Source organism: Staphylococcus caeli (genome assembly GCF_051413795.1).
In the GTDB taxonomy this organism is placed as follows: Bacteria; Bacillota; Bacilli; order Staphylococcales; family Staphylococcaceae; genus Staphylococcus; species Staphylococcus caeli_A.
Genome location: NZ_JBOIRQ010000001.1, coordinates 194,892 through 208,978, shown reverse-complemented (window position 1 = coordinate 208,978; position 14,087 = coordinate 194,892). Strand labels below are relative to the sequence as shown.

General features: G+C 31.8%; 12 protein-coding genes. 1 reads left to right on the top strand and 11 read right to left on the bottom strand.

What is annotated here, in order from left to right; genetic code table 11:
* Positions 1-3: 3 nt before the first annotated feature.
* The 6 genes from dnaJ to lepA form a co-directional block, all read right to left on the bottom strand.
* Positions 4-1,140, bottom strand: coding sequence for a molecular chaperone DnaJ (gene dnaJ, locus ACSULM_RS00975; RefSeq protein WP_436853998.1), 1,137 nt, complete (start codon positions 1,138-1,140; stop codon positions 4-6).
* Between the two features lie 145 nt (positions 1,141-1,285).
* Positions 1,286-3,124 (bottom strand): molecular chaperone DnaK, encoded by a 1,839-nt coding sequence (gene dnaK, locus ACSULM_RS00970; protein ID WP_436859874.1) that lies wholly within the window; start codon positions 3,122-3,124, stop codon positions 1,286-1,288.
* Between the two features lie 54 nt (positions 3,125-3,178).
* Complete coding sequence (gene grpE / locus ACSULM_RS00965) at positions 3,179-3,799, bottom strand: nucleotide exchange factor GrpE (protein ID WP_436854000.1); 621 nt, start codon at positions 3,797-3,799, stop codon at positions 3,179-3,181.
* Between the two features lie 26 nt (positions 3,800-3,825).
* Positions 3,826-4,806 (bottom strand): heat-inducible transcriptional repressor HrcA, encoded by a 981-nt coding sequence (hrcA, locus tag ACSULM_RS00960; RefSeq protein ID WP_436854001.1) that lies wholly within the window; start codon positions 4,804-4,806, stop codon positions 3,826-3,828.
* 99 nt (positions 4,807-4,905) lie between these two features.
* Positions 4,906-6,030: a radical SAM family heme chaperone HemW gene (gene hemW / locus ACSULM_RS00955; RefSeq protein WP_436859873.1), complete on the bottom strand. Its 1,125-nt coding sequence runs from the start codon at positions 6,028-6,030 to the stop codon at positions 4,906-4,908.
* A gap of 164 nt (positions 6,031-6,194) precedes the next feature.
* Positions 6,195-8,018: a translation elongation factor 4 gene (lepA, locus tag ACSULM_RS00950; protein ID WP_436859872.1), complete on the bottom strand. Its 1,824-nt coding sequence runs from the start codon at positions 8,016-8,018 to the stop codon at positions 6,195-6,197.
* Between the two features lie 319 nt (positions 8,019-8,337).
* Between lepA and rpsT the strand changes: the two genes are divergently transcribed.
* Positions 8,338-8,589: a 30S ribosomal protein S20 gene (rpsT, locus tag ACSULM_RS00945; RefSeq protein ID WP_436859871.1), complete on the top strand. Its 252-nt coding sequence runs from the start codon at positions 8,338-8,340 to the stop codon at positions 8,587-8,589.
* A 233-nt stretch (positions 8,590-8,822) separates the two neighbouring features.
* Here the strand turns inward: rpsT and holA are convergent, their stop codons facing one another.
* The 5 genes from holA to ACSULM_RS00920 all read right to left on the bottom strand — a co-directional run bounded on the left by holA (position 8,823) and on the right by ACSULM_RS00920 (position 14,087).
* Positions 8,823-9,797, bottom strand: a complete 975-nt coding sequence (holA, locus tag ACSULM_RS00940) for a DNA polymerase III subunit delta (protein WP_436859870.1) — start codon at positions 9,795-9,797, stop codon at positions 8,823-8,825.
* A 75-nt stretch (positions 9,798-9,872) separates the two neighbouring features.
* On the bottom strand, positions 9,873-11,960 hold the full coding sequence (locus tag ACSULM_RS00935; protein ID WP_436859869.1) for a DNA internalization-related competence protein ComEC/Rec2: 2,088 nt from the start codon (positions 11,958-11,960) through the stop codon (positions 9,873-9,875).
* Positions 11,961-12,078: 118 nt separating this feature from the next.
* Positions 12,079-12,540, bottom strand: a complete 462-nt coding sequence (locus ACSULM_RS00930) for a ComE operon protein 2 (protein WP_436854007.1) — start codon at positions 12,538-12,540, stop codon at positions 12,079-12,081.
* An 82-nt stretch (positions 12,541-12,622) separates the two neighbouring features.
* Positions 12,623-13,321 (bottom strand): helix-hairpin-helix domain-containing protein, encoded by a 699-nt coding sequence (locus ACSULM_RS00925; RefSeq protein WP_436859868.1) that lies wholly within the window; start codon positions 13,319-13,321, stop codon positions 12,623-12,625.
* 49 nt (positions 13,322-13,370) lie between these two features.
* Positions 13,371-14,087, bottom strand: coding sequence for a class I SAM-dependent DNA methyltransferase (locus tag ACSULM_RS00920; protein WP_436859867.1), 717 nt, complete (start codon positions 14,085-14,087; stop codon positions 13,371-13,373).

Sequence of the window (14,087 nt, the reverse complement as noted above, 5' to 3'; positions counted from 1 at the left end):
ATATTACTCTCCTTTAAAAAATCTTTTTGCTTTATCTCTAAAATTTGAAGGCTGCTCTGACAATTCCTGTCCATCTATTTCGGCAAATTCTCTAAGCAATTCTTTTTGACGTTCAGTAATTTTAGTTGGTGTAACAACATTGATATTTATAAATAAATCACCGTAACCATAACCATGAACATTTTTGATACCTTTTTCTTTTAGGCGGAATTGTTTATCCGTTTGTGTACCTGCTGGAATAGTTAGCATAACACTACCATTTAACGTAGGCACTTTAACTTCATCACCTAATGTAGCTTGAGCGATACTAATATCTAAGGAATAGTATATGTCGTCACCATCTCTTTCAAATTTTTCAGATGGTTTAACTCTAAACACGATATATAAATCACCTTGAGGTCCACCATTTTCACCGGGAGCACCTTCACCAGCTAATCTAATTTGTTGCTCATTATCTACACCCTCAGGTATCGTCACACTAATTTTAACATTTTTATTTTCTGTTCCTTTACCGTGACACGTTGGACAAGGTTCTTCAAACTCTTGACCAGAACCACTACAAACCGGACAAGCTTTTTCAGTTCTAACTCTTCCAAGTATTGTATTTTGTTCCACAGATACATGACCGGATCCGTTACAGTAATGACAAGTTTTCTTCTTCGTACCAGGTTTAGCACCTTCACCATCACAAGTATGACAACTTACATCTTTGCGAATTGAGATCTCTTTCTCAGTACCGAAAACAGCCTCATCAAATGTAACTGTCATTGTATATTGTAAATCGTCACCTTTTCTAGGCGCATTCGGATCACGTTGTTGTCTGCCACCTCCGAAGAATGAACTGAAAATGTCTTCGAAACCGCCACCACCGAATCCACTAAAGTCTTGACCACCAAATCCTTGGCCTCCAAAACCACCTTGTGGTCCGTCATGGCCGAATTGATCATAATTTGCACGTTTATTTTCATCGCTTAATACTTCATATGCTTCTGAGATTTCTTTAAACTTCTCATCTGCACCTTCTTCTTTATTTATATCTGGATGATATTTCTTTGATAATTTACGATATGCCTTTTTGATTTCATCTTTAGATGCACTTTTGCTAACACCTAAGACTTCATAATAATCTCTTTTGGCCACTGTTATCACTCCTTTTACAGATTTGTTGATACATTATTAAAAAGGAAAAAGTCAAAGCCAATGTTCAATTGACTTTGACTTAATTTGGCTAAGCAATTGTGTCATATATTTCTATTAATAACAATTATTTAGTCGTTGTTTGCACTTATTTTTGATTATCTTGGTTGTCATCATCATTAAATTCTTTGAAATCAGCATCTTCAACATTGCTATCTTGTGATGCATTTTCACCTTGAGCTTGTTGTTGCGCTTGTGCAGCTTGTTCATATACTTTAGCTGATAATTCTTGAACTACTTTTTCTAGTTCTTCTTTTTTAGCTTTAATGTCATCTAAATCTTCACCTTCAAGTGCAGATTTCAATGCATCTTTTTTATCTTCAGCATTTTTCTTATCTTCGTCGCTAACATTTTCACCTAAATCAGTGATTGTTTTTTCAACTTGGAATACTAAGCTATCTGCTTCGTTTCTTAAATCACTTTCTTCACGGCGTTTTTTATCTGCTTCAGCATTTTCTTCAGCATCTTTAACCATACGATCGATTTCATCATCTGAAAGTGCAGAACTTGATTGAATTGTAATATTTTGTTCTTTATTTGTACCTAAATCTTTTGCTGTTACATTTACGATACCATTTTTATCAATGTCGAATGTAACTTCGATTTGTGGTACACCACGAGGCGCAGCAGGAATATCAGTTAATTGGAATCTACCAAGTGTCTTGTTATCTGAAGCCATTGGACGTTCACCTTGTAATACATGGATGTCTACGGCAGGTTGATTGTCAGCTGCTGTTGAATATACTTGAGATTTAGACGTTGGAATAGTTGTATTTCTTTCAATAAGTGTATTCATACGTCCACCCATGATTTCAATACCTAATGATAATGGTGTTACGTCTAATAGTACGACATCTTTAACATCACCAGTGATAACGCCACCTTGAATTGCAGCACCCATTGCTACAACTTCGTCTGGGTTTACACCTTTATGAGGATCTTTTCCAACTTCTTTTTTAACTGCATCTTGTACTGCAGGAATTCTTGTAGAACCACCAACTAAGATAACTTCATCAATGTCAGAGCTTGATAAGCCAGCATCTTTCATAGCTTGGCGTGTAGGTTCCATAGTTCTTCTGATTAATGAATCAGCTAATTCTTCAAATTTAGAACGTGTTAATGTAAGTTCTAAATGTAATGGACCGCTCTCTCCAGCTGAGATGAATGGTAATGAAATTTGTGTTTGTGATACTCCAGATAAGTCTTTTTTAGCTTTTTCAGCAGCGTCTTTTAGACGTTGTAAAGCCATTTTATCTTGTGATAAATCAACACCATTTTCTTTTTTGAATTCTGATACTAAGTGGTCAATAATTACTTGGTCAAAGTCATCGCCACCAAGTTTATTGTCACCTGCTGTTGAAAGTACTTCGAATACACCGTCACCTAATTCAAGGATAGATACGTCAAAAGTACCGCCACCTAAGTCAAATACAAGGACTTTTTGATCTTGTTCAGTTTTATCTAAACCATATGCTAATGCTGCAGCAGTTGGTTCATTAATAATACGTTCAACTTCTAAACCAGCAATTTTACCAGCATCTTTTGTAGCTTGACGCTCACTATCATTGAAGTATGCAGGAACAGTAATAACTGCTTTATCTACACTTTCACCTAAATAGTCTTCAGCTGTATTTTTTAAGTTTTGTAACACCATTGCTGAAATTTCTTGTGGTGTATATGATTTACCTTCAACGTCTACTTTGTAATCAGTACCCATATGACGTTTGATTGATTGAATTGTGTTTGGATTAGTGATTGCTTGGCGTTTTGCTACTTCACCAACTTGTGTTTCACCATTTTTGAATGCAACAACAGATGGTGTCGTTCTAGCACCTTCAGCGTTTTGAATTACTTTTGGCTCATCGCCTTCTAAAATTGCAATACATGAATTTGTTGTTCCTAAGTCAATACCTATTACTTTACTCATAAATAAATTCCTCCTGATTTGATTTCATATTTGGTATTTTCATCAAAATTAATACTATTGATTTACTTTAACCATTGAAGGTCTTAATACACGTTCTTTTAATTTATATCCACTTTGTAATTCTTGAGTAATTTGTCCTGATTCGTAATCTGGATTATCATCTTGAACTACTGCTTGATGAACATTAGGGTCGAACTGTTGACCTTCAGTTTCAATTTTTTCCAAACCATTATTTTTCAATGCATTTAACAGGCTTTCATGAACCATTTCTACGCCCTTTTTAAGAGATTTAAATTGTTCATCTTCGCCATCTATTTGTAATGCACGTTCAATATTATCGATGGTTGGAAGTATATCATTCAATACATCTTGTGATTTATATGCTTTCATTGTTTGATTCTCTTTTTGAATTCTGCGTTTATAGTTCTCAAATTCAGCATACAATCTTAAATATTTTTCTTCGTTTTCTTGTACATCTTTTTTCAATTGTTGGATTTCTTCATCTTTAGGATCTGCATTTTCTTCGACATTTTGTGAATCGTCTTCTTGCAGATTGTCTTGCGATGTTTCTGTGGTTTCATCAGTATTTTCAACAGATGCATCTTGCGTTGATTGTGTGTTCACATCTTCATTTGATTCATCTTGATTGAATACTGATTCATCTTTTTCTGTCATTGTCTGCCCTCCAATACCATATTTGATTACCAAATTGTATTTAGTAATCGTATGACATTCTGATAATTCATTGCTGTTGGTCCGATAACTGCAATTTGACCTTTTAATCTATCATCGATGTGATATTCACTTGTGACAATAGATATATCACTTAAACTTGATTCAATTTCATTTCCAATTTTCACGTTAATAGCTGAATTGGACATCTCATCAAGTAAATCAGTGATTTTATTGGATTCTATATATTGTAGAATCGGTTGAATAGATGATACGTTAGATTCGTTTAACGCATCTATGAGTTTAACCTTTCCGCCCATATAAATGCCATTACTTTGATTATCAAAATGAACATCAATCGTATTCAACATATCTTTTATAAAGTCTTTTTCAATATTTGACTTTGCAAAAGTATTTAATTCATTTTCAAAATGATGGTTATTCCATTCATTATATTTAGTTGAAACAAAATTAGAAATTTTAGTAAGTTCATCATTAGACAATGGAACTTGAGTTGCTAAATGTAAATGCTCAACATGACCGGATGTAAAAACTACCACCATAATAACCAAATAAGCATTCGCTCTAATCAAATGAATATGATTAATAATATCTTTTTTATGATTTGGGCGCATTACCAACGTAGTGTATTGAGATGCGATTGAAAGTTCATTTGCAAAATCGCTCAACGTAGAGGAAATGTCATAGTGATTTTCAATCAACAAATCTTTTAAACGTTGGATTTTTGTTTGTTGTTGATGAGATGTTTCTTGCAATAATTGATTCACATAATATCTGATTCCAGATTCAGATGGAGAACGCCCTGACGATGTATGTGTCTTTTCTATTAATTTGAGATCTTCTAACTGCTTCATCTCATTTCTAATAGTGGCAGGGCTAACATTTAATTTGTGTCTTTCGATTAAAGTTTTAGAACCAATCGGCTGACCCAAATCAACATAGTCTTCAACAATTGCATTTAAAATGCTCAATTGTCTATCGCTTATCATGTTTTCACCTCATTAGCACTCTTTTGTTTCAAGTGCTAATTATAATTTATCAAATTGGTCAAAGTAAGTCAATGTTAAAGCATTGGATTTTTTAAAAATTTATACATTTAACAAAAAGGCCTCGAAAATATAGTTTCCAATGACTTTCCCACGTTCAGTCATCGTCAAAAATCCTTGATGCTCAATTATTAAATCACGCTGTTTTAAATCAGCAATTGTTTGACCATAAACATCTTCTATTGTTTGATCAAATTTTTCATAGAAACGTTGTTTGTTAACACCTTGATTCATTCTTAGCCCTAAAAACATTTCTTCTTCCATTTGTTCTGATTTTGTAGGAAAAGTAGATTCTAAAATAGGTCTTTCATTATTTTGTATTTTCTTTATATAATGATTCACAGGATTAACATTACTGTAGCGCTCACCATTCACATATCCACTTGCACCAGCACCAAAACCATAATAACCTTCATTTTTCCAATAAACTTTATTATGTTCCGATTCATGACCAACTTTACCAAAATTAGAAATCTCATACTGATGCAATTCAGATTGCTGCATTCTTCCTACTAGATACTCATACATTTCTTCTCCAATATCTTCATTGGGTATTTTCAACTTGCCTTTTTTATACATATTATAAAATTGTGTTTTAGGTTCTAAAATCAAACCATAACTCGATATGTGATCAATATCCATTGCTAGTGCTTTTTCAAGACTGTCTTGAAAATCTTCGAGCGTTTGCGTTGGTAAATGATACATTAAATCAAGACTGATTGATGGAATACCAACTTTTCGTGCATTCTCAACTGCATTATAAATATCAGAGGTGTTATGCGTTCGACCTAAAATTTCTAACAACTCAGGTTTGAATGTTTGAACGCCCATAGATAATCTATTCACTCCATAATCTTTAAGTAACTGTACTTTTTCAAGCGTTAATTCATCTGGGTTTGCTTCAAAACTAAATTCACCTGAAATATTAAATAAACGCGTAATAGCAATTAATAATTGTTCAAGTTGTTTATAAGAGAGTGCAGTTGGAGTACCTCCGCCAACAAAAACTGTTTCTAAATCTCTAACATTGCTCCCTTCCATTTCTTTAATCAAACAATCTAAATATGTATCAACTGGCTGATTATGTATAAAATATTTATTAAAATCGCAATAAGTACATATTCTTACGCAAAAAGGGATGTGTATATAAGCACTTTTTACTTCCATAATATTGTGTCACCTCTTTCTATTAAATAATTAATAAGAGACAAAAAACTGAGAGTGAGACAAAATGATTTTCCATACATTTATAATCTCCCTCTCTATTTTTACAATTAAAATCAAAATTCAAGCTGAGACAATCATTAATATCCCAGCTTTTTTAGTCTGTATCAATCTTCATCCATTTTAAGTACAGCAAGGAAAGCATCTTGTGGAATTTCTACATTTCCGACAGCTTTCATCTTCGCCTTACCAGCTTTTTGTTTTTCTAGCAATTTTCTCTTACGGCTAATGTCCCCACCGTAACATTTAGATAATACATTTTTACCCATAGATTTAATATTTGTTCTGGCAACTATTTTTTGTCCTACTGCTGCTTGTACTGGTACTTCGAATTGTTGTCTTGGAATTAACGTTTTTAATTTTTTAACTAATGTTTTACCACGATCATATGCAAATTCTTTATGCACGATAAAACTTAAGGCATCAACTTTTTCACCGTTAAGTAATATATCCATCTTCACAAGATCGCTTTCTTTATTATCAATAAATTCATAATCAAATGAAGCATAACCTTTAGTGTTAGATTTTAGTTGGTCAAAGAAATCAAAAACAACTTCAGATAATGGAATTTCATAAATAATATTAACGCGTATGTCATCCATATATTCCATATTAATAAATTGTCCACGTTTGCGTTGACATAATTCCATAACAGCACCTACATAATCATTTGGTACCATCATCGTTGCACGTACAAATGGTTCATAAATAGTATCTATTTTATCTCTTTCAGGCATATTCGCAGGATTATCAACTGACACTTCTTCTCCAGTTTTCATTATACATTCATAAATAACTGATGGTGCCGTTGCAATAAGTTCTATACCAAATTCACGCTCTATACGTTCTTGAATAATTTCCATATGCAACATACCTAAGAAACCAGTACGATAACCGAACCCTAATGCTTGAGATGATTCAGGTTCAAATTCTAATGATGCATCATTTAATTGTAATTTCTCTAATGCCTCTCTCAAATCGTTATAATCTTTATTATCAATTGGGAATAAACCACAGAATACCATTGGATTCATTTTTTTATAACCTTGAAGTGCTGATTCAGCTGGTCGGTCAGCATGTGTAATCGTATCACCAACACGTGAATCATCAACATTTTTGATACTGGCAACAATATAACCAACATCACCAACAGTTAATTCATCAACTGCTAATTGCTTCGGAGTATTGATACCAACTTCAGTCACTTCAAATTCTTTACCAGTGGCCATCATTTTTATTCTGTCGCCCGCTTGAACTACACCTTCCATAACTCTGATAGAAGAAATAACACCTCTATAAGCGTCATACTCCGAGTCGAAAATAAGTGCTTTTAAGGGTGCCTCTGGATCTCCTTCAGGTGGAGGTACAACGTCTACTAATTTTTCTAAAATGTCCTCTATACCTATATTTGATTTGGCACTTGCTAATACGACATCATCTTGATCTATACCGATGACATCTTCTAATTCTTGTTTCACACGTTCTGGCTCTGCTGCTGGTAAATCTATTTTATTAATCACTGGCAACAATTCTAATTCATTATCTAGAGCCAAATAAACATTTGCTAATGTTTGAGCTTCAATTCCTTGCGCCGCATCTACAACGAGAATCGCACCTTCACATGCTGCTAATGATCTAGATACTTCATATGTAAAATCGACGTGTCCCGGTGTATCAATTAAATGGAAAGTATATGTTTCTCCATCTTTTGCTTCATATTTTAACCTTACTGCATTTAATTTTATCGTGATGCCTCGTTCTCTTTCTAAATCCATGGAATCTAGCAGTTGTGACTGCATATCACGTGTTTCTACTGACTTTGTATTTTCTAAGATTCTGTCAGCTAACGTAGATTTACCATGGTCTATATGTGCAATAATAGAAAAATTCCTTATGTTTTTACGTCTATTAAAACGTTCTTGTTTATCCATGTATTATCCTTCTCACTTTCATAATTCTATCCCGTTTATATGTATGACATTCTTTGATATAATAACGTTTTTACTAGGTAATTGCAAACTTGCAAAAACTTTCAATGCTACTTAAATAAAAATCTGTCTGATTTACAGTTAAGTTGATGCGAAAATGTTTATTCAAATAGGCTCTCTAATAAATATTGTATCATTTATATCTAATTTACGCGCTATACGTAAATAAATGATTGCAGAAAGTCACTTGTTTTGATAAAATATTTCTTGTTGTAATCAAATTAACTTTGATAGCGAAGATCACTTTTAGGAGGTGACACATATGCCAAACATCAAATCTGCAATTAAACGTGTTAAAACAACTCATACTGCTGAAGAGCGTAACATTTCACAAAAAAATGAAATGCGTACAGCAGTTAAAAGAGCGCATTCAGCAATTGAATCAAATGCTGACAACAAAGCTGACTTAGTAAGCTTTGCTTTGAAAAAAGTTGATAAAGCTGCGCAAAGCAACTTAATTCACACAAACAAAGCTGCACGTATCAAGTCTTCATTAATGACTGCAGCTAAATAATTTTAAAGTTCAAGCAAATGCTTGAACTTTTTTTATGTCTTTATTTAATTAAGAAGGGAGTGGGACAGAAAGCTAATTTTCTAATTAAGATTTCGTAGTCCCACCCCGGCAAGGATGACTAGAGTTGAAAAAAGCTTGATATAAGCGCATTTTCAATTCAGTCATCTACTGCCTTATTGAAAAAGAGACCGGGACGTTTATTTATGTCCCGGTCTCTTAAAAAATCATAATCATCATAGCGACAATATGAACAATTCTAATATAAGATGTTTATCCATATAAGATGATTTCAATTTATAATCTGTTTCTGCACAAGTATCAATAATATTTAAGAAATTTTCTAGTTGATAATTTCTAGCTTGATTTAATGCTAATTTAACCCTATAAGGATGTACGTTTATAGTTTTGGCTATTTGTTGCCCACTATACCCTTTTTGATTTAATATTTTACATTGATAAAAAAGTCGATAATTGCTAGTGATTAATGCTAGTAATTTGATTGGTTCTTCCTTCATAGCAATTAAGTCTTTGACTAATTGAACCGCTTTTACCTTTTTGTTTTTTTGAATATATTCTGTTAGTAAAAATACATTTTGTTCTAGACTTCTATTTACGATTTGATGAATATCTTGTTTATTAATTGTCGAACGATCACCTAAATATAGCATTACTTTCTCTAGTTCTTGCTTTACAATATTAAAGTTGATACCAGTAAGCTCTAAAAATAAATCTAGTGCATCCTGTTTAATATCTTTATAATTCTCATGGAGTTGCTTCTTAATCCATTGCTTAATTTCTTCTTCAGACATTTGCTCTATTTTCTTAAGTTGCGTATTCTTTTTCAATGCTTTAACTAATTTTTTTCGTTCATCTAATTTCGAATGATATACCTCAAATATAATTAGTGTTTCTCCATCATATTTTTCTATAAATTCAATTAGTTGATCAATATTGTGATTTACATCTTTCGTTGGCTTCTCACCAGTAAACACATATGCATTTTGGACAAGTACCACTTTTTTATCTGAAAAAAAGGGCATAGTCAATGTCTCTTCAATAATTGGTGCTAAATCTGATTCGTATAAATTGTATTTCACAAAATTAAAATCATCTTTCGGTGCTTGCAAGTATTGACTTACGACTTCAGCGGTCTTTTTTTCGATTAGCTCAGGCACTTCGCCGTAAATTGTAATTATATTATCGCTCATAAGTAGCACCCTTTCATTACGTTTACACATTTAAATATTATATCACGGCTACTATTTTCTCTCTACTAGAAATCATTATTGTGGTTGTCCATTGATTAACAAATGCGTTTTTAATGAAATGGTAATTTCACCCGATTGGCTAGTCATATAAATTTTAGAATACGCATTTTGTAATCTTTTAACAACTTCAATACTTGGTAAATTATAACGGTTTTTCTTAGCCACTGAAATCAAACTTATACGCGGCTTTATGTTGTTAATGAATGCATAACTAGTACTCGTTTTACTACCATGATGACCTACTTTTAAAATATCAACTTTACCAATATTGTATTTTCTTAATAACTCACTTTCATTATGAATCGTGGCATCCCCCATCAAGAGAATTTTAATCCCATTATATTCTATTAATGTTACTATCGAATGTTCATTCAAATCTTCAGATGATGGAATGGTAGTATCTAGCAATTTGAATTTTGCCTCATCAATAAAAAATTGTGGAACCTTCTTAAAATCTAATAGTTTAATTTCATTTTCATTACATTGCTTAATTAATAGCTTTAGCAAATTAATTTCAAAACTATGTTGATTAATAATTAAGTTTTCAATTTTAATAGCGTTGATTAAGTAATTTAATTCACCCATATGATCTACATGAGGATGCGTTATTATCAAGTATTTTATTTTCTTTACTCCGTGCTTTTTTAATGTTGGCATTATTCTTTTTTTAGCTAGCATATGGTTAGGATGTTCACCAGGCTTTTGCAATGCGCCTCCAGTATCAATAAGTACAGACTCTCTTTGTGAGGTTTCAAATAATAAAGCATCCCCTTGTCCTACATTAAGCATTGTTAATTTATAGTCACTGGATTTAGGTAATATTGTGGTAATTATCAACACAATTATCATAACTACACTAAAAGAAAAGTATTGTTTGTGTACGAGTAATATAACAGTTATAACAAGAAGTAGAACAGTAATCGTAATAAATATAGATGATAATTCAGGAATAATCCATTTGATAGTAGCAAGTTTCATAAAAAGGTTTACAGTTACATCATGTATCCATGTAACAAAATTTAAAATTTTGGTAAGTGGTATTATTTCAAAAGGAAAATGAAGAGTTAAAAAGTAAAAAAGTGCTAGTGGCAGTAAACAGCAAGCATAAAATGGTACAAAGAATAAATTTGATAAAACGCCTATCCATTGAATCTGATTAAAGTAAATTGCACTTATAATAAAAGACCCTATTTGTGCAATAACAGTAACATAAAGTGTGCATTTAACAGTGCTTGCGTTTTCTAAAACAGGAAGTGAAAAAAGTATAAAAAAAGTAATTAAATAAGAGAATTGAAAACCGATATTATAAATATATGCTGGATTAATTAGTGTAGAAATCATAAAAACTAAGGCTAGTAAATGTATGGACTGTTTGTATATTTGTTTAGGGAGTAAAATAATTAAAAGTGCTATTGATACTGCTCGAATGGCACTAGGTGCTAAATCAGTATATAAAGTATAAACTGGAAGCAAAATAAAGAGTATTAGCTTTATAAGAGCAAGAGGAAACTGAAATCTATTTAATAAGTAATATATTAAGCCGATAATTGCCCCAATATGGGTACCGCTGATTGCTAATAAATGATAAATACCAATTTCTCTGACTTTTTCTAAGTCAGTTTCATCAATCTTAGATGTATCTCCCGTAATTAAAGCAATAATTTTACCAGATGTACGAACATGTCTTTCATTGAGTTGAGTTAACACAAATTGTTTATGTCTTTCTATAAAATTGGAAATTGTAGAATGAGATGCCCTGCAACTATTAATAGATTCTAAATTCACATATAAATGGCTATTGAGATGTTCATCAACAGTTTTAAAATTACCTTTGATGTTACAACTATATCCATATAGTTGATTATAGTAAGTACTTTGTGCGTCATTTTTTAAATAATAATAATATTTATAACTTTGATGGTTAATGCTTAACATACCACTTAATGTGTGGTTTTTAATATCAGGTTTATTTATAAAGTATGCCTGTGTATTAAATGAGTTTTTGAGGAGTTGTTTTTGATAAGTCATAGTATGATTTAAATATTGATGAAACAGAATAAAAGATATACACGGTACAATTAGTATAATAGCAAATTGTACCATGTTGACACGTTTTCTAATTAATATAAATAGTAAAATTGCAAACACAAGTATCGATAATGGTTTGATATGTAGCCATAAAATACCAGATAAATAAGCTAAAGCATAATAAATCAATGCATCATTTGTTCATCAAATATTGAGCTACATGTTTTTGATCAAACGTAATTTTTTTATACTCGATGCCTGATTGGTCTAACAATTTCAATGCATATTTATGATTATGATAATCTTCAGCATAATAAATCGTCGTAATTCCAGATTGAATGATAGATTTCGTGCAGTTCAAGCAAGGGAAATGCGTTACATATATCGTCGCACCATCAGTAGATACGCCTTGTTTGGCACATTGTAAAAGTGCATTCATTTCTGCATGAATAGTTCGAATACAATGTCCATCTTCTAATAGGCACCCTTCATCAATACAGTGCACTTCTCCAGAAACTGAACCATTATAACCACCGGCGATAATCCTATTATCTTTCACAACAGTTGCACCTACAGACAAACGTTGGCATGTAGATCTTAATGCAAGTAAATGACTTTGTGCCATGAAATATTCTTCCCATTTTATACGGTCCATGTTGAGCCTCCAATATGTAATATAAATTATATAAATCAATTAATTATAGATTAAATTTTATCACTTAAGAATGCAACAAAAATCATACAGTTAAATCTTCTCGTATTTTCTCCAAAGTTTTTTCACCAATACCATTTACTTCTTTAAGTTGATCTACATTTTCAAATTGTCCGTGTTGCTCTCGATATTCAATTATAGATTTTGCCTTAGATGGTCCAATACCGTTAACTTTTAATAATTGGGATTCATCTGCACTATTTAAATTCACTTTCTCCTGAATGGTATTTGTAATTGACTGTGATTGATGATGGCCATTTTCTGATTTACTTAAAGTATTGCTTTGATTATTTTCTACCTCTCCTTTTTTGGGTATATAAATTAATTTTTGATCTTGTAATTTTTCAGCTAAATTTATATGGCTCAGATCTGCGTCTGTCGATAGTTTAGCCTTGTCTAATAATTGTTTCACTCTATCTGTCGATTTCATTTTATAAATGTTGGGATTTTCTACTGCGCCTTTTATATCTACATAAATGATTTCTGACGATTTATTCTTCTCTTTAGTAGTATTAGTCGAAGATTTTTGTTGTTTGTTATTAGATTGATCGCCAATAAATGTCGTGGCATCATCTCTTGTTAAATTCGGATTATTATCAGTCTCATGTTTTGTTAAATAAATTGCAAAGTATAGACAGATAGACAGCAAAATTAATGCGCTACATATGCATATTCCTTTGTATTTAAACACTATTTCTTTCCATTTATCCCATTCTATAAACATAAAAAATCACTCCTTTATACATTACACGCATAAAGGAGTGATTTTACTTTTATTTTTTTACAATGAAAAACAGTCTATTACCTTCTTCATTGTGTTGTTGTGGATCAAAATCAACAAATGTCTCAATACTAGAAAAACCAGTTTGCTTTAACATTTTAAGATAATCTTCCTCAGTATAAGTTCGTTGATAATGGGACTCATCAAATCGGACATATTGATTGTCATCTTGTTTAATAAAAAATGACAAGTCATGCCAAACACTTAAAGGTTCTTCGCCTTTAACTGCTTCCCAACCAAGAAATACATTCTCTGATTCATCAATATAACTTTGATTGTTAAAAAGTGTGTTCATTTTATGTACTGTATGTACATCAAACATAAACACACCGCTATGATTTAAATGGTTATAAACACGCTCAAACGTTGAAATAACATCTTCTTGTCCAACTAAATAATTTAGTGAATCACAGAAAATAGTAATCACATCAAATTGTTGTTCTAGCTCAAAATCTGTCATATCACCTTCGAGCCAATTAACTTTATTTGATTTTTGAGATGCTATTGCCAACATATCAACACTTAAATCCATACCAGTAATTTCTTGAAAATCAGTCATCAGTGACGTTAAACTGCCTGTTCCACAACCAATATCTAAAATTGATGTTTTACTGACAGAAAAATGATTCACAATATCTAACCAAGATTCATAAGGTTGATCAAGTGTTAACTGATCATAAAATAAGCTCATTTCTTCATACTGAACCAT